Here is a 20622-nt window from a genome sequence, read left to right as displayed (position 1 = left end):
ACTTTACTTATTATGAAAAAGCAAATCTTAATGTCAGTATTGGCAGCATCATTAATGACAGCTTGTACTGATACGGCAGATTTAGACCAACTAACGGAAAGAGTAGACAACATCGAAAACCGTTTGGACGGTAATGGTTCAGAGCAAGCAGCCTCATTGGAAGAATCATTACAAGCTATTTTAGACCGAATTATCTCTTTAGAGGGGGCCAACGCATCTTTAGATGCAGTAGCAGCAGACTTAGAAGCGATGCAAGTACTCATTGATGCACTGAGTAAAACGGCGCCGGAGAACGAAGCTGAAATTGAAAGAATATTGGCTGAATTAGAAGCACTTCAGAACAAAGTATCTGGTAACAGTGATATGATTACAGCTATTGAAGATATGATGAAAGGTGAGGCTGAAGTATGGTGGGGTAACATCGCCACTTCAGAAGATCTTACTGCTTTTGGAGAAGGTAACTATGCAATCATTTCAGGTGATGTTTACTTGAATAGCGATGATGTGGTGGAAGCTTTACAAAACGTAGTTTTCGTTGGTGGAAATGTTCATGTAGGTGAGGTAACTGCTATCGACTGGGATGTAGAAAATATTGGAGCATCATTGATGGTGAAAGATCAGATGTCGATTACCTCGTTGGTTATGGAGAACTTGAAATCGGTAGGTGGTGAATTGATGATCTCTGGAAATACATCATTGGAAACGGTTGAATTACCAAGCTTGGCTTATGTAAACGAGGAAGTACATGTAAACGGTTTACACGAAGGAATGGATGAGTTTGGTGGTTATTTCTCAAGATCAGTGATTACAACATTTGATATGAGTGGTTTAGTTGTCGCTAATGATGACATGACTTTAGAGTCTATCGGACAAGATGCTGTTGTACTTACTGCATTAACTCAAGTAAACGGTGATTTTGTATTGAACGCCTTGAAAGAAACTGCCACTTTAGCGTTCCCTGCTTTAGATATGGTCGATGGTAGTTTAACGATCTCAGGTAATGCTAAATTATCTGTTTTAGAAATGGATGAGTTGACGTACGTCGCGAATGATCTACAAGTGGTTAATAACTCTGGTGGTGGCGGATTCGGTATCGGATTCGGTGGAGAAAGCACAGGTATTGAGCACTTGGTGACCTTCGGTAAATTGGAAACTGTAGGTGGAGGTATTTATATCTCAAGTAACTCAGAGATGAAAACAATTGATGCTTTTAATGCTTTAACTTCAGTTGGTCAGTACAGCAGCATCACGATTGAGAATATGAATTTCTTAAATCATTTCAATGCATTCAACGCTTTAGAATCGGCGAACAATGTAACGATTTGGGGTATTTATAATTATGATGACCCGAGTGCAGAGATCGATATTACAGCATTCAATATGGCCACTTCAGTATCGACAGTAATTCTTACAGATGTAGGTGTGAAATTGAATACATTCGAATTCTTCAAGAATGTTGAGCAAGTAACTTCTAGTGTTGAACTAGGCGGTCAGTGGAGTCCACTTCGTTTGATGGACACGATGCTTGGTTTTGAAAAAGTAGCTTACTTAGGATGGAGTGGTTTTACAGTTTATGTAGAAACGGTGGACAATCCATATGGGAATTGGTGTGCATTTGCTGACATGATTACTAAGAAAAACGAAGGTCTTCAAATGTATGGAGACATTATTTTCAACGAAAGGTTAGAAGGTGTAAGCGATTACACAGTCGTAGATAATAGTACGATTACTCCTTGTGTGGAGTAATCATATAGTAAATTAAAAAAAGAAAGTAATATGTTAGAAAGGAGTACCTATTTTAGGCGCTCCTTTTTTGTTGTTTTTAATCCTAATTCAATATCAAATTCTTTTTGGATTTCGAGTATCTCTGAATCATTTAATTCCGATGGTATCAAAATTAAATCCCTTGATATTAATAGCGTATTCAAATCGTCTGCTTTATCTTCAAGATCAACTTTTATCTTTTTTACAACATCAAAAAGTGTGTTAGAAACATCATACCCTCTGATAAAATCTGGAGTATTTATCAAGTCAATTTTCTTTATTACTTTTCCTTGTTTATCAGAAACAAAATAGATGATTTGATTTTTATGATCACCACAATCAATCATCATTTTAACCACATCAATATCATTTAATTTGTAAAGAAATGACTGAATATAACAATCGCCACCAAGTTGATCTCGGATAACCTTTGATGAACAATTATTAATTTTATTCTCTATGTCCGTCACTTCAGTTTGTAAACTATTTTGGGCTATTATTTGATGGGAAAAGAGGATTAGAAAAAGGATAATAGTTTTCATGATTATTTTAAAAAATGGCACAATAAAAAATGTAATACCCAAATATATTCATAAAATAAAAAAAGCCAACCTTAAAAGGCTGGCTTTAGAATTAGATTTATATTTTATTGTTGATAATTTTTGATAGTTATAAATTAAGCGATGCAATAAAATTGGGTTATTGATCTAGGGCTAATGTTTAGATATATAATACAACTATGATTATAAGTTAAATGAATGAACGAAGTATTAATATTTTTTATAATTGTTGCTTTAATAATGTATTGTACTACTAATACAATCATGTAGATTGATACCCTACCTTGTTTTATAAAAAAAATGAAATTAATAAATATTTGTTATTGCTAATAATGTAGTTGGTTCATTTTTAGTTAATTAAAAAGCCTGTGATTTTATAATTATATCACAGGCTTTGTTTGTTAATAGATGTACAAGTTATTTCTAAACCATTTTCTGTAAAACAGGTTCATAAACACTTGGGTTCTCTAACCCAAACACTTTAATTTTTTGATATTTACCTCGAGGCTGAACTTCACCCAACTCAATAAACTGATAATCTAATTGGTCGGCTAGATCTTTTGATATTAGATAATTCACTCCCAATTCTTTACACATTTCTTGTAGTCGTGCTGTGGAATTAACCACATCACCATGGTAGGCCATTTCTCTTTTGATCACTCCAATTTGAGTAGCGGCAACTTTACCAGAATGAACACCTGCTTTAAATTCAGGAAAAGAACCAAATTGCTTAGTAAAATATTCTCTTCTCTCTTCAAATGAATTTTGGATATCAAATAGTATTTGGATACACCTGTTCTTCTTAATTCCTTTCTTAATCGGCCAAGTAAGCACAATTTCATCACCTACATATTGATAAACTGAGGCTTTGTTTTGATCTATCGCATCAGTCATTGTTGTATAACAATCGGATATAAAATGACTGTAATTTAAGTGTCCCAAACATTCTGCAATTGTAGTAGAATTATTTAAATCCAAGAACATAAATATCCTTTCTTCTTCCTTAGGCACATAGTAATTCCCCTGAATAACCGTACTGAATAGTTCTGGACCAAGTATATCCTTTAGTTGGAAAAGGGAATTGATGAGAACTGTACTCATTAAAACATAGAAAATATAAACTAGAAAGCCTCCTTCAGTAAAATTATTGAAATAGGGGATACCATCAGGGAAAACCATTGTACCCGCCATTCTTGTTAAGAATAGGAAAGATGGAGTAACAATACTGACTAAAAGTATAGCAATAATAATTCTCTTGGTCGTGCCCATTCGGCCTCTTCTATCTAAGAAATAATAGAAGTTCCAAGAGAAAATACTTAGGAATATAGAGATAAAACCATTGGCGAAAAGTGCAAAGTTTAGTTCATAGTGAATCGATTCATAGTTTAATAATTCACTGTATTGAGAAAGGGCATCATGACGTATAAACAGGTATAATGCATTAAGCGAATACCATGCTACATACGATATAGAAACGCCTGTAATATATTTATTTAAGAGATAATGGTTACGAATGAATTTCATTATTTATAGCGTCGCGAAAGTGATGATGAACGATAACACAGAAACTGTGATACCAAACATAAAGAAGTTAAATGCTAAACGAACTTTCCTGTATTTTTTATCCAATACATTGCCAAGATAATAAGAGTCTTTTGCCATCAAATCGTAAATCATTTGAGGGTCTTTGGTCTTATCTTTTAGCATCGACTGATAATCATTTAGATTAAGCTCTACAAAGTCACCAAAGAAGAGCAGATTTAGGTCACGTTTCTTTTTAGTATTATTACTCACATTTGGTCTTGTGGCTAAAACAGCCAAAATTACTGATACCAAACCAGTAATCGCTAGAATAGTTGAAGGAATTAATAGTTGTGGTAACTCTTCAATTTTTCTAAATAGATAACCGATAGTAAATGATGTAATAATGGAGTTGATAGAAAGAAGAATACTTGCTTTTCTATCGGCAATAGAACTTAAACCCAATTGGTTTCTGGCCAAAACTCTATGTAGTGTTTCTATATCTCGCCTGGGTTTAAATTCAGCAGGTTTCTTAGGTTCTTTTTTTTTCTTTTTGTCCTTTTTCTTTTCTTTTTCCTGACTAGCATCGTCCATTAAGGCCGACATATTACTTTTTATCTTATTGATGTTTTCTACCTTTTTAGGTTGAAAATGTTCTCTAGCGTAATTTGTAAAGTAACGATGTTCAGCTAGAAAATGAAGGTTCATTACGAGCCACTGAGACTCTGTAATTTGTCCTTGTTCCGCTACCTCAGAGCGTTCTTTACGTAAGGCTTCGGAATACTCCTCAAAACTTGATGTCCCCAAATGAGATAAGTCGGCATCGCACATAATTTGTTCTAATAAATTACGCGGAGTTTGAGGAATCCTTGTGGCCATAATACAGTTAGATATGGTATCTAATTCTTCCGGACTTACTTTATCTTTTAAATAATCTTTTGCGATATCCACCCCTTTAATTTCATGGTTACTGCAATCACTACAAGTGTAACCTGTATCATGAAACCAAGCTGCTATCTCAAGAAGAATAATTTGATCTTCATCCACATTTTCTGCCTTAGCAATTTCTCTTACAGCATTTACCACGTTTTGTGTATGCTCTAAATTATGAAACTGTAGATCTGTTATATTTTCCTTTGCATACTTTTCAACATCAAGTAGCAAATCTGTATTTATAGTGTTCATTTTCTAAAAACTAAAACCGATGTTTAAGTAAATTTGTAAACCATCTTTGGATCCACCTGCAATTCCACTCAAAGCAACTTTATCAATAGGAACCAAGTAGACACCACCTCCATATCCTTCGTGCCAAGTATCCGAATTTTCTCCATCTAACCAAACTCGACCGATGTCGTAAAATCCAAGAATACCAACAGTCATAGGCAAAATACTATTTTTGAAGTTAAATATATCTAATCTTGCATCAAAACTATTTAATAATGAGCTTCTTCCGTAAAAACGATCCCTTCTGTAGCCTCTCAAGCTCTTATTTCCGCCCAATCTATTTGAGGTAAGAAAATGATATTCTCCAAAGAGATGATTCGCTTCTAGTTTATACCCAATAGTAAAATCAGTTGGTAATTTGAAAGTCTTAAACAACTCTATTTCTCCACCTATATTAACATAATTGAGGTCATCATTGTTCATATTTTTGGAAGCATTACCATTTAGTTCCATATAAACTCCATTTTTCGGCACCGCAGAATTATCTCGTTTGTCTACTGTAAAGGTAAATTGTCCACCCAAATAATTCTGATCTCCATAAGGATCTTCAAAAGTTAGAGGGTCGCCAGATTGTAAAAAGTATCTATTTTCTAAGTAATCTGTTCTGCTTACTCGGTAATAGCGGTAAGAAGCACCATAATTTAATTTCACAGATTTAGAAAAATCTATCAAAAGGCCCGGTTCAATAATGTGCCTTGTATAGAAGAAACGGTAATAATTATTCCCTATTTCTTTATTAAATTCCGATTCATTGCCTAATCCATAATAATTGGAGTTTCGAGGAGCTCTTAATTCTGCATTTATAATAACATCCTGTCCACCGACTACATCGACAAACTGACCTTTATATTTTAATTTAAAGGCGGCTACATTGGTTGAGATTGCTCCGTATAATGTGTGTTTTTGTGAGTAAGGCGATTTTCTAAATCCATATTTTGTGAAGATAAATCCACCACCAAGCATTACACCATCATCAGGAATAAACCCACCATAAAGCATAGGTAAGAGCGAGTTGAATTTAAAGTCTTCTCTGTTGTATTCATTTACATTGACTTTATCCGAAAGCTTATTTTTAAAGCTGCCTTTCTTGGCAATTTCTGTTTCCGACTTATTATCATAAACCTTTACCTTTCTAGAAGCACCTTTTTTAGCAACATCAGAATACTGATCTTTATCGTCCCCGCCAATAACACGTATTTTTATTTTACCATGATGATCGCCTTTGAAGGTAAACTGATCATCTCCACTTAACCCATAAATTCGAATTTCTTTGGTAATCTCATGGTCAAAAGTTCTATCAAATAACGTCTGTTTGATGTTCCCTTTCTTACTGATCTTTTTCACGGTTACTCTAGTTTTTCCACCCTCTAAATAGTGTACTTCGAATAACTCCGATTTATCGCTTCCTAGTACAGAAACTCTTTTTGATATATGTGCATAATATTCTTTGGCAATGGCAGGAAGCTGTGCTCTACGTGCTTTGAGAATACCTATAATCTCTTCATTTTTACTATTTACCTCAGTTGGGATATGTTGTAAAGCTTGTTCAAAAACATCATCTGTAAGGTGTTCTTGAATGTATTTTACTTCCTCTTCCCAATCCGACCAATTGGCTTGTGCTAGAAAGTATCTATCAAAATATCGAGCATTGAAATTAAAGCCAGGAGCCCAGTTTAATTCTTCGTCGAAACCTTCGAATTTAGGCAATACCCAACGATGGGAAGCAATGTTAGGGATCCTTCCTTCGTTCACAAAGAATACCTGATCTCTATCCCTTGGAATTGGACGAAACATTTTTTCTCCATATTCATTTTTAAAAGAAGCCCATCTCCATTGATCATCATGACGGTCCCAATCGCCGATAAGCATATCGAACAAACGGTTTCTTAGTGTAAATTTATAATCGACATAGTTGTCGTTATCCTCTCTAAGTTTTTGTACCGTTTTTATAGTGCTATAAATCTTTTTGGAATTGCCGAAACTCTCAATTTTTCCTTCGTTTTTGGATGGACGTTCCTCAAACATAAATACTTTGTTGGCCGCTAATTCCTGGTAAATACCAAATTGAGGATCATCTTCCACATAAAAAACCTGAGGGTTACAATGGTATATATTGATCGCATCCGCCATGGTCGGAACTGTTAAAGGCGAGTAAGGGTGAGCCGCCGAAATTTGATCTTGAACCACCGTTTTAGCCACCGTTTCCTTCAATTCCTGTGGGATAGCTTTCTCCGGATTTTTATCAATTGATCTTAGGGTATACTGATTTCCATTTTTATCTTCTAAACGGAAAGATAAGGTCGCCATACCGCCACCTTTTTGGACAATCTTCAATCCACCCTTCATCTTTGATAGATCAAATACAGGCATCTTCACAGGAGTTTCCCATTCTGTTCTGTAATTTTCACCCATCCATTTTTTTAATGATGCACTCGCTTTGTAACGTTTACTAGCTGCCATCACCACTGTATCTGGAAGTGCTTTATCGTTCACTACAATTTCTTCGTCTTCAATCTTTTGATAAAAGCCATAATGAAACAGTTCTTGCTGATCATCATAATATGAAATTTTAGTGGAATCGTCGTCGTATATTAAGGTCGCAAAACCTTTAGTAGATTGTGCAAACTTGGCATATTTACCTTGATAGACAGGTGAAGTTTTTGACCCTGAACCAGAAACGATATAATGTGTCCCTTCTTTTTCGATCAATTCTAAAGCGTGTTCATGTCCACTTACATAAACCACATTTTGATGCTTTTTAAAAATACTCTCCATGCCCACCACAATTTTCTGATAGTTCTTGTTGGGAATATCTTGTCGGCTTACCCCTCTTTTTCTTGCGAATGGATATATACTTCCAATCACAGGCAGGGGAACATAGGCCCAATGAGCAAATGAAGTTAGGGGGAAGATGTGATCTTTAGCAGTAAAATGACCGCCATGTTCTCCATATGAGTGTATTGGATGATGTCCTGCCACCACAAGTTTTTTATTCTTATTTCTTGATATGATATCCTCTAAACCTATCAAAAACTCGTCGGTATTCTTATAGTCACATCCAAAAATATCTTGGTTGTCTTGATACTCAAAAAGCAACCACTGCGTATCTAATAGTAATAAAGTGATATCATCAGCAAGTGGAATTTCTACAGGATCAGGGCAACCGTTAAATGGGACGAATGTAGAATCGCCCATCAGTTGTCTTACATATTTTTCTTGTTCGTGTAATCGTTGCAGACCATTTTTTCGTCCTCTATTGTAATCATGGTTACCTGGTATAATAAAGGTATTTCCTTTAAAGTTTTTTAGTGGAAGCAGTTGAGCATTTAAAATTTCTTCAGATTCGCTTCTAAGTTTATCACCCACGGGTACCAAACCATGTGGATAGATATTGTCCCCAAGATAGATAACAGTACTATTGCTATCGTTTAGATCGATTTGTTTTAAAAAATGGATTAACGTTGGGTCGTCTTTGTGGGTTACCCCAGCATCACCCATTAAGTAAATCTTATGTTGTTGTGAGAAACCTATAAGAGGTATGCACCAAAAAATAAAACTAGTAAATAGTTTATTCATGATAATGACTTTTTGAAATTTAGCGTTTAAATGTAAACTGATAGAGTTTTGCGTTGTATTGGCTTCCTCTTTCATTTGAGATGAAGATGCGACCATCATTGGAGAGACAAATTCCTTCGGGTTGTGCGTGTATTTTTTTTGGCAATGCAAAGGTTTCTTTGATATTGCCGCTTTGACTGTCTAGTAAAAAGAGCTGTGAGGAGCGATGAGAAAGCACATACACTTCTTTATTTTTTTTATCGAAATAAATGCCAGAAGGACTAACTCTTAATCCTTTTGGTAATGTATAAGCAAGTGTAGTGTTATTGGGTTGAGCTATTTCAACTTTATATATACCTTTAAAATCGGCTTTCTTTCCTTGTAAACCACCCTTACCTTTTAGTGCAACGAGTAAGTGTTTTTTATCGAACATACATAATCCTTCAACATCATTTTCTGAGGTAAAAGGGAGTTGTACCTTTTCTACCTCATTCGTCTTTTCATTGATAATGTGTAATTTCCCTTTACTGTTGATGACATAAAAAAAAGGCTTTTGATAAGTGATTCCTTCATAGTCGCCATCTTTGCCAAAATCTATTTTTCTAGTGACTTCTTTTTCTTCTATGTTATAGAAATAAATATTTCCTTTCTCGTCATTCACACAGGCAATAGTATTTTTATCGTACCAAGTTAAACCCGAAATTTCATCTAATTTAGAGGGTAATATCCATTTTTTCTGAGGTGATGTAAAAAAGGATGTATCCGTATTTTGAGCACAAGAAATAAAACTTGCACAGATCGTCATTAGAAAGATGATAGACAAATGCTTAGCTATTTTCATATGATAAAAGCAACTTTAAAACAATTTAGAACAGTTTGAAGTAATCAATACTAAAAAGAGTTTTTGGTAACGATCTTTTAGTTAAGAGTAGGTTAAAAGTACAAAAAATTATTATTTTTAAGGTTAAATGACAAAACAGTACCTAGTAAATTATTGTTATTTATCTATTTATCATTCAATCTCATCAAATAAACTATGCATAGAATACTGTTCATTCTATTATTTTCTACTTTATCCACATTATCAATCGCACAAGATAGTTTAAAGTGGTATCATTCAAAATCTGATATTTATTATGCTCCTCCTGTAACAACAGGAAGTATTGCGGCTGCAGGTTTAGTTGCCAATGTTTTAGGGATTCGAATGCTGAATGCAAGACCACCTATTGATGAAAGTACGGTATTAGGTTTAGATAAAATGAGCGTCAATGCCTTTGATCGTCATGTGTTTGATCATGATGTAAACGACAGAGAGAATTCACATAATTTTACCGATTGGGGTTTGTACGTATCTGTAGTAATGCCGTTTGCGTTGTTTATCGATAAGGATATTCGTAAAGATTGGTTTGAGGTTTCTCTAATGTATCTCGAGACACAAATGATTGCCGTAAATGTCTATAACTATTTAGGTCCAGGTGTATTTACTCGATACAGACCAATTACCTATACTTTTGGAGAGGGTAATCCTCCTGTAGAAATGAGAGAATTGACAGATAATAATAACAAAAGATCGTTCTTTAGTGGTCATACATCAAATACAGCTGTAGGCACATTTTTTACAGCAAAAGTACTCTTAGATTACCATCCGGAATGGTCGACAGGAGCTAAGATTGGTGTATACACAGCCGCTGCGATTCCACCAGCTTTGGTAGGCTATTATAGAACAAGAGCCTACAAACACTTTTATACCGATGTAATGGTAGGTTGTGCGGTGGGTGCAGCAACTGGTATTCTAATTCCAACGCTTCATAAAAAATTAAGAACAAAAAGAAATAAATATGGAGGGGCGACTTCTTTTATGCCCGTAATGCAACCTGCGATGATGGGATTGTATGTGAAGACGTCGTTGTAGTACAGTTCAAAAACAAATATAAAAAGGGACTTATTATTGAAAATCAGTCCCTTTTTTAGTCTCCTTTTTGATTAAATTATCTCAGAAGTTTGTATATGTATACTTTATCTTTTTCAATTAATTGAATGATTTTTATACCCCTTAGTTTTTGATCTAATTGGATAATTCCTGATTCAGGAAGTAGGCCTTCTTTCATTATTCCTCCATTTATATCAATTAATTTGTAAGAGTAGGTTTTAGTATTGAGATGACCAAATTCAATTTTATCACTAATGCCATATTTTGGATGAGATGAAAGTAAAAAAGGTTTTTGTGTATTTACATGTACTTCTAAGTTAGTCACATCCTTTCTTCTACTAAAACTAAAGAAAGGGTACTCTTTATTGTACATTGTACTCACAAGAATATCTTCATCAGTAAAATGAACAGAAGCAGCAAAATGATCATCTTTATTTACTTGGTCAGTTTCATACACATTGATCAATTCAGCATTTGTAGAGCTTAAAATATAATGATATACTTTTCCTAAACCCTCATTTTTTCCTTGGGAAGCCCCGATTATTATCTCGTTATTATCCACATCAAGATCGGCACCATAGTAGTCTTTTTCAATAAGAGCATCATCAGTGATCGAGAACGCTTCAAAGCTATCTTCCCATTCTTTCCCCTCTTCTTTTCTGAAAACATGAATAGTTCCTTTTTGATCATCTCCATAATCCGTAGCAAGAATCACATTTTTATCAATAGCTACATGTATACCGACTTGATAGTCACCCCCATCTTTCACTGCTAAAGTAGCATCAGGTGTGATATTGTTTTCAAGGTATTTTCCATCAGGAAGATTGTAGACATACAGTCTACCTTGCCAAGAGTTATAACCTAAAGCACCAGAAACTAAAGCATCTTCGTCCATTCTTAATTCATACCCCAAATATTCATTCGTTCTAGGTTGAACAGAAAGAAGTGTAGTTGTTGTGAAAGTCACTTGACTCCACAATTCATCAGTATCTTTTTGGTAAAGTAAAATTCTTCCTTGATAATTAGAATATCTATAAGCACTCACCGCAATATTATTCTCGTTCATAGCCAATGAAAAACCATAATAACTTCCTTTCGGTAATGGTGAAGAAATTTTCACTGTTTCTGTCATATCTTCCCAGCCTGTTTCCGGTTTTTCAAAGATATATGCTTCATCTGCTAAAGGAGCACCAATTACAATAACATCTCCTTTAATTGCTACAGCATAACCAAAATGTGTATAGTCAGCAATAGTATTGTCCGTAGAAGTTAAAACAGCTTTTTGAACCCATTCGCCCTCTTCTTTTTCGTAAACGAAAGCTGCCCCATGGTGTTTATTCGATTCATAAGCACCGATAACCATAGTAGATCCGTCTGTATCAATATATCTTCTAGTATCGTATTGATCAATTGAACTATGGGTAGTCTCAGCTCTTGAGAAACTAAAGAAAGGGTACTCTTTATTGTACATTGTACTCACAAGAATATCTTCATCAGTAAAATGAACAGAAGCCGCAAAGTGATCATCTTTATTCACTTTGTCAGTTTCATACACATTAATCAATTCAGCATTTGTAGAGCTTAAAATATAATGATATACTTTTCCTAAACCTTCATTTTTTCCTTGGGAAGCCCCGATTATTATTTCGTTATTATCCACATCAAGATCGGCACCAAAGTAGTCTTTTTCAATAAGAGCATCATCGGTTATCGAGAACGCTTCAAAGCTATCTTCCCATTCTTTCCCCTCTTCTTTTCTGAAAACATGAATAGTCCCTTTTTGATCATCTCCATAATCCGTAGCAAGAATCACATTTTTATCAATAGCTACATGTATACCGACTTGATAGTCACCACCATCTTCCACTGTTAAAGTAGCATCAGGTGTGATATTGTTTTCAAGGTATTTTCCATCAGGAAGATTGTATACGTAAAGTCTACCTTGCCAAGAGTTATAACCCAAAGCACCAGAAACTAAAGCATCATCGTCCATTCTTAATTCGTACCCCAAATATTCATTCGTTCTAGGTTGAACAGAAAGAAGTGTAGTTGTTGTGAAAGTCACTTGACTCCACAATTCATCAGTATCTTTTTGGTAAAGTAAAATTCTTCCTCGGTAATTAGAATATCTATAAGCACTCACAGCAATATTATTCTCATTCATAGCTAAAGAAAAGCCATAATAACTTCCTTTCGGTAATGGTGAAGAAATTTTCAATGTTTCCGTCATATCTTCCCAACCTGTTTCCGGTTTTTCGAAAATATATGCTTCATCAGCAAGGGGAGCACCAATTACAATGACATCTCCTTTAATTGCTACAGCATAACCAAAATGTGTATGGTCAGCAATAGTGTTATCCGTAGAAGTTAACACAGCTTTTTGAATCCACTCGCCATCTTCTTTTTCATAAACAAAAGCAGCCCCTTGCTGTGTGCTAGATTCATAAGCCCCAATAACCATAGTAGATCCGTCTGTATCTATGTATCTTCTAGTATTGTATTCAGCGATATCAGTATGAACTATAGCATTTTCTTTGAGAGAATTCTCAGTTGGAGCAATAGAAGATATAGCTTTTAAAGTAGTTGAATTTGTTAGTATCATCAATATGATGACTACTTGAAACAGTAACCTGTTAGCCATTTGAAAAAAATAGTTTTAAAAAATTCTTAATAGTTTGATTTATTTGAGCAAAACTATTGGATAAAACTTAAGAAGCTAACATCAATTAAAATTGAATAAAAAAGTAGTCCTTTTTTACTCTAATTTACATCCCCAACCAATTTTTAAATTCTTTGACTTTATCCCTAACCACAATCAATTCATGAGGTATTTCGAAAGAAGGGATAACGAGAAGGCGACTGTTGGTATACTTATCTACTTTCTGAATAAATTGTTTTTGCACAAAATAACTTCTCCCAATTCTAAAAAATAAAGAAGGATCTAGGAGGTCGTTAAGTTCTTCCATTTTGAAGTCGACATAATATCTTCTTCCTTCTTTGTTGTACAATAGGGTGTGTTTTCCATCGGCAACAAATGCCACAATATCTTCGGATAAAATGCTTTTAATGCTATCTCCAATACGAACTATAAAACGATTCTTGTATTTCTGATTATAGTTCTCGATTAAGGCATCAATTTGTCCTTTTTGAGTAGTATTAGATTGATTTTGCAGTAACTCTAATTTTTGTAAAGCTTTGGTGAGGGCTTCACTATCTACAGGTTTTAATAAATAATCAATACTATTCACTTTAAAGGCTTCTAAGGCATACTCATCATAAGCTGTGGTAAAGATGATGGGTTTGATAATGTTGACCTCCTTTAGGATATCAAATGCTAAACCGTCGGTAAGGTGTATATCCATAAAGATGAGATCAATTTCTTGTTGGTGCAACTTTAGCCAATCCACCGACTTTTTGATGGAGTCAGAGAACTTCACCACTTCGACCTCAAAAGGAGTTTTATTTATTTGTCTGACCAATTTGCCTTGTGCAGGCTTTTCGTCCTCTATAATTAATGCTTTCATGAGTTTCTAAATAAAGTTTGATCGTTGGGTTGGATATTTACTTCTGCTTTTGTTTGCCACGCATTGTCAGTTGATGTAAATGCAGGTAAAATAATATAGTATTCATTTTCCTTTTGAATTCTTTGAATTGGTACTTTAGTATAATGATCCAAGGTGTTTTTTACGGAGTCCATCACCTGACTTAAACTATTCTGATGATCAATCTTTTCGTTACAACTGTGAGCTATCATCACCAACTGCTCGTCTTTGATAGAAAATTTAATTTCCAATGGCTGAAGAGGTGATGCAATATAATCGGCGGCAATACCCACTAATATTCTTGGTAACACCATTGGAGGAAATAACAAATGTACATGTTTATCACAGGCTTCGAAATGTGCATGTAAACCTCCGGATCTCGATGTATTTAATAAGTCAGAAACATCTTTTGTTAATTGAAATGCGTGGGATATAGGAATAAATTCTTCCTTTCTACTTTGAAGATTATTTCTATACACCTTTGCCAGTTTTTCGGCGTATTCTTCTGCTTCATCAGGGTTTTTATACGATAATCCGATAATGGTTTCTAAAGTTTCATATAAAAAGGGAAGGTGGGCATCCTCAGCGAATGCTTTCATTTCTTCGTTGATGAAATTGGTGCGTTTCTTTTCTTCCAATTGAGCCTCATCGTTACTCATTTTTATCAAATGATTACCCCAGAACGCACACTCATAAAGAAGCGTTTGAAAGATATATAAACCTTGGAAAACATACATTTCAGTACTAAAACTACTAAATGATGAATACCCAATCAATCCATAAAAATAAGCTGAAATACTAATGCCAATAATGAGAATACTTCCGATAACAACACCTACGGCATGGAAGAAAATCTTCTCTGAGATCACTTCAATTTCATCTAATTTATGTTTCGTCCATCTCGAAAGAAATATAATAGAAGTATTCCAAATGTAAGACACCACTATGCAGACGATCCATTCCGCTTTAAAGATCGTTTCAGAAAGTTCTGTAACTCTATTAAAAGCCAAAAGCAATAGTAAATAGGTAATGCTACCGGATAGAATCGGGTAACCCAATCCATACAATAAGGATGATTTTTTCCAGCGATTCATAAGCTTAGTGGAGTAATGGTAAGTGAACTGTAAATGAAGAGTTATCTTGATCAATTCGAATTTCTTGATCGCTTAATAAGGCATAGCGTTCTCTTAGATTATTCAAGCCCACTTTGGTGGAAGTATACGATTTAGGCGATGTTGTTCGATTATTACTCACCTTCACTTCTTTTTCTTCTTTTAAATATTTGATGTCGATTTCAACAGGATCATCGTCTGATAACACATTGTGTTTTACTGCATTTTCTACTAACAATTGTACAGATAAAGGAGGTAGTTTGCCCTCGATACTTTGCATATTCTGATCCATATTGATTTTTACACTTTTCCCGTGCCTTGTTTGTAACTGGAAAGCGAAAGCCCTCACAATTTGTAATTCATCTTCCAAAGAGATCAACCCTTTTTGGGCATATCTCATCACAAATTGATATGTTTCGGCAATACTTCTAATGTAACGATCCGCCTTTTTTCGATTTTCCACCACTAAATAAGCCACAGTATTTAAGCTATTGAACAAGTAGTGTGGGCTTAACTGACTCTTTAAAGCATCTAATCGAAGCTGTGCTGATTTCCTTTTGTAAGTAAGGAAACTCAGGTGTTGCTCGTTAAATCTTTGATAGGCAATCAAAAGATATTCGATGACCAAAATAGCTGATGTATATGCGAAAAGCAGGATAAAAGTTTTGATTTTGATATCAAAAATGAAGATTGGATCGATGGAAGTATATATCACTTTACCTATCAAATAAGCATGAAGAAGTAAAAATACCCACATACCCAAACCTCTAATTGCTACTTGTTTAAATATGCTTTTTGATGGTCGATACTTGCTTAATAGCGTCCCCATACCAATCATCAGAAAGACATTAAACACAAAGAATAATATGCTAGTAGGGTGATAGATGGTTTCTGTAATTTCTTGCTGAGGTGCATATAAAAAGTAGCCATATAAACTGCTTCCTAAGATTGCATAGATAAAATCTCTAATGTATTTCATTCGTAAAGCGCCCCCAACACTTCATTTCTGTAATCAGAAGATGATATTCCTTTGGCTACTTTTACATATTGATTTTTGTATTCCTCATTTTTAGAAGCCACCACGTAAGGTGCAGCTTCTCTGAGTACTGTCGACAGTTCGAAACTTGAAGAAATAGTAGAGGCCGCTTTTAGATAGTGAGGTAAAAACTCGTATGTAAAGTTGTCCTGATCAATCATTTTTAAAAATACAGATTTCTTGTCAAATGCGCTTGAGATTTTGGCAGTTTCCTCAAAGAAAAAAGGAGCTGTTTCTAAATTTACAAAAGGAGCAATCGACATAAGCACCCCTTTTTTATCAAAAGAAGAAGAAATACTTTTTGATGCGTCTAAATAATAGGTAACGTCTTTCGCATTAAAACTAGGACTCTTCATGGCTTTTGATAAAGCTGATTTTAAATCAAAATCACTACTTATATTTTTCAAAGCTCCGTAATAGAGTTTTTTAATACTTTCGTCTTCTTCATAGACAACGCTGTAGAAAGCCAATGCCTTTCTTAATTCAAAAGCAGAGGTGATATCTTTACTGCTTTCCAAGTAGGCTAATTTTGCACCTTTTGATAGAGTATCCCATTGTTCTGATATTTTCATTAAAGCTTGAGAATGATCAAAACTAGATGAAATACGTTGCGTTTGATTGATAATTGTAATGATTTGAGAGTCTGACCAGTTTTTGAAATAATCATCTATGAAAGACTTTTCGATAGACATTCTAAGGTCGAAATCACTTGAAATATTTTGTAAAATACGTTCTAGATCAGTAGGATAGAACTGATGAATACCGTTTTCTAATGCTCTTGAATAGACTTTTCTTTTTCCAAATGAAGAAGTTAAACTCACATAAGCATCTACCCAAGCATTCATGTTTTCTTTAGAGAACCCATTTTGAAACTCTTTTCGGGATACTACATTAATTAGACAATTCTCTTTGCTAGTGCTACTTTTTATTTCTTTGATTCCATTAAAATACGCATTAAGCATTTTTTTATTGTAATACGTAGCAAAAGTAGATTTAAAGTACTTCTCAAGTTCAAAAGAAGAAGTAATGTTTTTAACTACTGCATCTGTTATCGATGCGATATCTGAGTTCTTTACTTTTTTATGATTTAATAGAATTCTGTAGAATGTTGTTTTAGCAGAGTTGCCATCTAATGAACTGATGTAATTTAATGTTCCAGAAACACCACCACTTTTAATTTGTCGATCAATACGATCTTCCGCAGCAATGGCATTCGATTTAATTACTTCAGGAAGTACATCATTTAGCCAATTTTCACCATCAGGTTTAAAGGGCATCAATTTGTTGCCTTCGTAATATTTATAAGTTAACTCTCCAGTAGATGAAGGTTGAATGACTAACTTTCTTAAGTTACCGAAAGTACGTTTCTCAACAACAAACTTACCGCCTTCAGAAATACTGATAATGTCGTCTTCTTTATCGTTTAGTTTGATATCGCCTTCATAATCGACTTTATAGGAGTAGAAAAAGTTTTTTTCATACTGAATATTGCTAGTATAGGCTTTTTCCATCGCCCTTTCCATCTCCTCTTGCTGCGCCTCTAATTGTATTTGAGCCACTCTTATACATTCTTCAATACGTTCCGCATCTACTTCTATATTTTCAGGAAATCCTTCAGGAAAGACAACTTCAAAATCTTTAAGTTCTTGAAACTTTTCAAACTTTTCTTTGAAATCCTTAAAATCAGAATCTTCGCCAAATGCTTCGATAAAAACCTCCATTTGCATCTCCTGCTGTTCGGCAGCCATCATTCTAGCTTCTTCTGCCACTTTTTCGGCTTCCTCTCTAATTTTAGTAATGTCAATGACCATCACAGAATCAGTTCCTGGAATTTTAATTTCCCTAATTTCCTGTGCATTGCTCATCAATGGAAGTAACAATATGCTTAATAATAAAAATCTCATAAAAATTAATTTGACACTAGTTAATGTTGATGATACAAGGATAGGGTAAATACATTTCATGTCAAATTCGAGGGGAGTGGATTGTAAATTTGGGGGAGTGAAGTGTGATTTCATCTATCTATCATTTATATTTACCCCCTCAGTAATATAATTAAATTAACTATCAACTTCTAATGAGACACATTACTCCATTTTTATGGATGAGTATGCTGTTCTTGTCGTTTGCATGTACAAAAAAACAGACGGACAAGAAGGTCAATATCATCCCGGAACCTCTTTCTATTCAATATCAAGAGGACTTTTTTACGCTGACACCTACATCTGTAATTTATGCAGATGCTAAACTAAAAAGTGAGGCCATTTTATTACAAGGCTTTGTTCAATCTACTTTAGGATTCTCGCCTAAGTTAGAATCATCAGAAAAGACTGACAAAATTGAATTAAAAATCAATAAAGATTTAAAGGAGGAAGAGTACCTTTTATCTATATCAAATGATAAGATTCTAATCGAAGGCAAAGACGGTCGATCGGTGCTTTGGGGAATTCAATCGCTTCGTCAGATCATCTCTGAAAATGAGGATCAATTACCATGTGTGACCATAAAAGACCAACCTCGATTTAGGTATAGAGGAATGCATTTGGATGTGGGTCGACATATGTTTCCTGTAGCATTTATCAAAAAGTATATTGATGTTTTATCACTTCATAAAATCAATACTTTCCATTGGCACCTGACGGAGGATCAAGGTTGGAGAATTGAAATTAAGAAGTATCCGAAGCTGACAGAAATTGGCGGTTTTAGAAAGGGTACTGTGGTGGGACATCACGGTAGTAGCAAACAATTTGATGGACAACGATATGGTGGTTTTTACACCCAAGAAGAAGTAAAAGAAGTAGTTAAATATGCTCAGGAGAGAGGTATTGAGACGATTCCTGAAATAGAATTACCTGGTCATGCTTTAGCTGCTTTGGCCTCTTACCCTCAATTGGGTTGTTCGGGTGGACCTTATGAGGTAGCCCAAACTTTTGGCGTTTTTGAGGATGTATACTGTGCTGGAAATGAAGAAACCTTTCATTTTTTGGAAGATGTTTTAGAGGAAGTGATGACCCTTTTTCCATCCAATTATATTCATATAGGAGGGGACGAGTGTCCGAAGACTCAATGGAAGAAATGTCCGAAATGCCAAAAGAGAATTCGTGATGAAAAACTGAAAGATGAACACGAATTGCAAAGTTATTTTGTCCAAAGAATAGAGAAGTACCTGAACAGTAAAGGGAAAAGAATGATTGGTTGGGACGAAATTTTAGAAGGTGGTTTAGCTCCAAATGCCACCGTAATGTCGTGGAGAGGAACAGAGGGTGGTATTGCTGCAGCCAAGGCTCATCATGAGGTGATTATGACACCGGGGGATCATGTGTATTTTGATCATTATCAAACAGAAGATATCTCTAATGAGCCTTTACAAGTAGGGGGATATACTTCGGTAAAAGAAGTGTATGATTATGAACCACTCCCTTCTTCTTTATCAAAAGAGGAACAAAAGTACATCATCGGAGTGCAAGGAAATGTTTGGACGGAATACATGAAGACACCGGAAAAAGTGGAATACATGATGGTACCTAGAGTTGCTGCTTTATCTGAAATTGCATGGACTGCGGCTGACAATAAGGATTGGAAGAATTTTAAATCCCGACTAAATGATATCCGCAAAGTATATGATCAGATGGACTTGAATTATGCAAAACACTTGTATAATGTGTTGGGAGAGGTAAAAGCAGATACTTCATTAAAAGCTTTGGTAGCTACTTTAGAGACGACTTCAGATCAACCCATATTGTACACATTGGATGGTTCAGTTCCTAACGAAAATAGTCAAGTATACTCAAAACCAATCGTGATCAATCAAACCACTACTTTGAAAGCAACAGTTACTCCTAACACGGCTTACTTGAAAAGAGAAATCAATTTCCATAAAGCAGCATTCAAACCTTTAGAGTTACTTTCATCTACATCAAATACCTATTTTAAATATGGTAAAACACCTTTAAACGATGGATTGAGAGGTTCTTTGATTTATAATTCTGGAGCATGGGTTGGATTCAATCAGGGAGACTTTTCATGTGTGATTGATTTAGAAAAAAACACAGAAATAGCGAAAGTCAGAGTAGGTACTTTGATAAAAATGAAGAAAGGAGTTTTCGGACCGAAAGCCATAGAAATTTACGTTTCTGATGATCAAAATGATTATCAAAAAGTAGGGGAGAAAGTATTACCGATGACTATTCAAGAAACAGCAGATGGGATTACAGATTACGAAGTGAAGTTTGATAAAATAGTATCACGATATATAAAAGTTATCGTTAAAAATTATGGAAAATTACCGAAATGGCATAATGATTCCGGTAAACAAGCTTATGTTTTTATAGATGAAATAATTGTAGAATAATAGACTGGCAAGATTATTTAAAATAAT

At 34.6% G+C, this 20622-nt stretch carries 13 protein-coding genes; 3 read left to right on the top strand and 10 right to left on the bottom strand.

What is annotated here, in order from left to right; genetic code table 11:
* Positions 1-12: 12 nt before the first annotated feature.
* Complete coding sequence (locus KMW28_RS21955) at positions 13-1746, top strand: hypothetical protein (RefSeq protein ID WP_169662230.1); 1734 nt, start codon at positions 13-15, stop codon at positions 1744-1746.
* 47 nt (positions 1747-1793) lie between these two features.
* Here KMW28_RS21955 and KMW28_RS21950 read toward each other — a convergent pair whose 3' ends face one another.
* The 5 genes from KMW28_RS21950 to KMW28_RS21930 form a co-directional block, all read right to left on the bottom strand.
* Positions 1794-2306 (bottom strand): hypothetical protein, encoded by a 513-nt coding sequence (locus KMW28_RS21950; RefSeq protein ID WP_169662231.1) that lies wholly within the window; start codon positions 2304-2306, stop codon positions 1794-1796.
* A gap of 441 nt (positions 2307-2747) precedes the next feature.
* Entirely contained in the window at positions 2748-3848 is a 1101-nt protein-coding gene (locus tag KMW28_RS21945; RefSeq protein ID WP_169662232.1) for an adenylate/guanylate cyclase domain-containing protein, read from the bottom strand.
* Positions 3849-3851: 3 nt separating this feature from the next.
* The gene (locus tag KMW28_RS21940; protein WP_169662233.1) at positions 3852-5030 is read right to left on the bottom strand and encodes a Pycsar system effector family protein; all 1179 of its coding nucleotides are present in this window, start codon (positions 5028-5030) and stop codon (positions 3852-3854) included.
* A gap of 3 nt (positions 5031-5033) precedes the next feature.
* The gene (locus tag KMW28_RS21935) at positions 5034-8645 is read right to left on the bottom strand and encodes a BamA/TamA family outer membrane protein (protein ID WP_169662234.1); all 3612 of its coding nucleotides are present in this window, start codon (positions 8643-8645) and stop codon (positions 5034-5036) included.
* 19 nt (positions 8646-8664) lie between these two features.
* Positions 8665-9465 carry an SdiA-regulated domain-containing protein gene (locus KMW28_RS21930; protein ID WP_169662235.1) on the bottom strand — a complete coding sequence of 267 codons (801 nt, stop codon included), beginning with the start codon at positions 9463-9465 and terminating at the stop codon, positions 8665-8667.
* A 195-nt stretch (positions 9466-9660) separates the two neighbouring features.
* On the opposite strand from KMW28_RS21930, the gene KMW28_RS21925 reads away from it, so the two are divergent.
* Positions 9661-10536 (top strand): phosphatase PAP2 family protein, encoded by an 876-nt coding sequence (locus tag KMW28_RS21925; protein WP_169662236.1) that lies wholly within the window; start codon positions 9661-9663, stop codon positions 10534-10536.
* A 76-nt stretch (positions 10537-10612) separates the two neighbouring features.
* Here KMW28_RS21925 and KMW28_RS21920 read toward each other — a convergent pair whose 3' ends face one another.
* The 5 genes from KMW28_RS21920 to KMW28_RS21900 all read right to left on the bottom strand — a co-directional run bounded on the left by KMW28_RS21920 (position 10613) and on the right by KMW28_RS21900 (position 18148).
* Positions 10613-13195, bottom strand: coding sequence for an FG-GAP repeat protein (locus KMW28_RS21920; protein ID WP_183363894.1), 2583 nt, complete (start codon positions 13193-13195; stop codon positions 10613-10615).
* Positions 13196-13319: 124 nt separating this feature from the next.
* Complete coding sequence (locus KMW28_RS21915; RefSeq protein WP_169662238.1) at positions 13320-14078, bottom strand: LytR/AlgR family response regulator transcription factor; 759 nt, start codon at positions 14076-14078, stop codon at positions 13320-13322.
* Positions 14075-15190, bottom strand: a complete 1116-nt coding sequence (locus KMW28_RS21910) for a sensor histidine kinase (RefSeq protein ID WP_169662239.1) — start codon at positions 15188-15190, stop codon at positions 14075-14077. Before KMW28_RS21910 ends, KMW28_RS21915 begins: the two co-directional genes overlap by 4 nt.
* A 4-nt stretch (positions 15191-15194) precedes the next feature.
* Positions 15195-16187 carry a sensor histidine kinase gene (locus tag KMW28_RS21905; protein WP_169662240.1) on the bottom strand — a complete coding sequence of 331 codons (993 nt, stop codon included), beginning with the start codon at positions 16185-16187 and terminating at the stop codon, positions 15195-15197.
* Positions 16184-18148: a hypothetical protein gene (locus tag KMW28_RS21900; protein WP_169662241.1), complete on the bottom strand. Its 1965-nt coding sequence runs from the start codon at positions 18146-18148 to the stop codon at positions 16184-16186. The genes KMW28_RS21905 and KMW28_RS21900 overlap by 4 nt, the downstream gene beginning before the upstream one ends.
* A 173-nt stretch (positions 18149-18321) precedes the next feature.
* On the opposite strand from KMW28_RS21900, the gene KMW28_RS21895 reads away from it, so the two are divergent.
* Complete coding sequence (locus tag KMW28_RS21895; RefSeq protein WP_169662242.1) at positions 18322-20595, top strand: glycoside hydrolase family 20 protein; 2274 nt, start codon at positions 18322-18324, stop codon at positions 20593-20595.
* Positions 20596-20622 lie beyond the last annotated feature (27 nt).

The sequence above is a fragment of the Flammeovirga yaeyamensis genome, from assembly GCF_018736045.1.
In the GTDB taxonomy this organism is placed as follows: domain Bacteria; phylum Bacteroidota; class Bacteroidia; order Cytophagales; family Flammeovirgaceae; genus Flammeovirga; species Flammeovirga yaeyamensis.
Note: the sequence above shows the minus strand (reverse complement) of the source record. Positions and strands in the feature narration are given on the sequence as shown.

What these genes read in the sequence shown, in the direction of transcription:
- KMW28_RS21955 (WP_169662230.1), top strand. Translation starts at nt 13, where the DNA reads ATGAAAAAGCAAATCTTAATGTCAGTATTGGCAGCATCATTAATGACA.
- KMW28_RS21950 (WP_169662231.1), bottom strand. Translation starts at nt 2,306, where the DNA reads ATGAAAACTATTATCCTTTTTCTAATCCTCTTTTCCCATCAAATAATA.
- KMW28_RS21945 (WP_169662232.1), bottom strand. Translation starts at nt 3,848, where the DNA reads ATGAAATTCATTCGTAACCATTATCTCTTAAATAAATATATTACAGGC.
- KMW28_RS21940 (WP_169662233.1), bottom strand. Translation starts at nt 5,030, where the DNA reads ATGAACACTATAAATACAGATTTGCTACTTGATGTTGAAAAGTATGCA.
- KMW28_RS21935 (WP_169662234.1), bottom strand. Translation starts at nt 8,645, where the DNA reads ATGAATAAACTATTTACTAGTTTTATTTTTTGGTGCATACCTCTTATA.
- KMW28_RS21930 (WP_169662235.1), bottom strand. Translation starts at nt 9,465, where the DNA reads ATGAAAATAGCTAAGCATTTGTCTATCATCTTTCTAATGACGATCTGT.
- KMW28_RS21925 (WP_169662236.1), top strand. Translation starts at nt 9,661, where the DNA reads ATGCATAGAATACTGTTCATTCTATTATTTTCTACTTTATCCACATTA.
- KMW28_RS21920 (WP_183363894.1), bottom strand. Translation starts at nt 13,195, where the DNA reads ATGGCTAACAGGTTACTGTTTCAAGTAGTCATCATATTGATGATACTA.
- KMW28_RS21915 (WP_169662238.1), bottom strand. Translation starts at nt 14,078, where the DNA reads ATGAAAGCATTAATTATAGAGGACGAAAAGCCTGCACAAGGCAAATTG.
- KMW28_RS21910 (WP_169662239.1), bottom strand. Translation starts at nt 15,190, where the DNA reads ATGAATCGCTGGAAAAAATCATCCTTATTGTATGGATTGGGTTACCCG.
- KMW28_RS21905 (WP_169662240.1), bottom strand. Translation starts at nt 16,187, where the DNA reads ATGAAATACATTAGAGATTTTATCTATGCAATCTTAGGAAGCAGTTTA.
- KMW28_RS21900 (WP_169662241.1), bottom strand. Translation starts at nt 18,148, where the DNA reads ATGAGATTTTTATTATTAAGCATATTGTTACTTCCATTGATGAGCAAT.
- KMW28_RS21895 (WP_169662242.1), top strand. Translation starts at nt 18,322, where the DNA reads ATGAGACACATTACTCCATTTTTATGGATGAGTATGCTGTTCTTGTCG.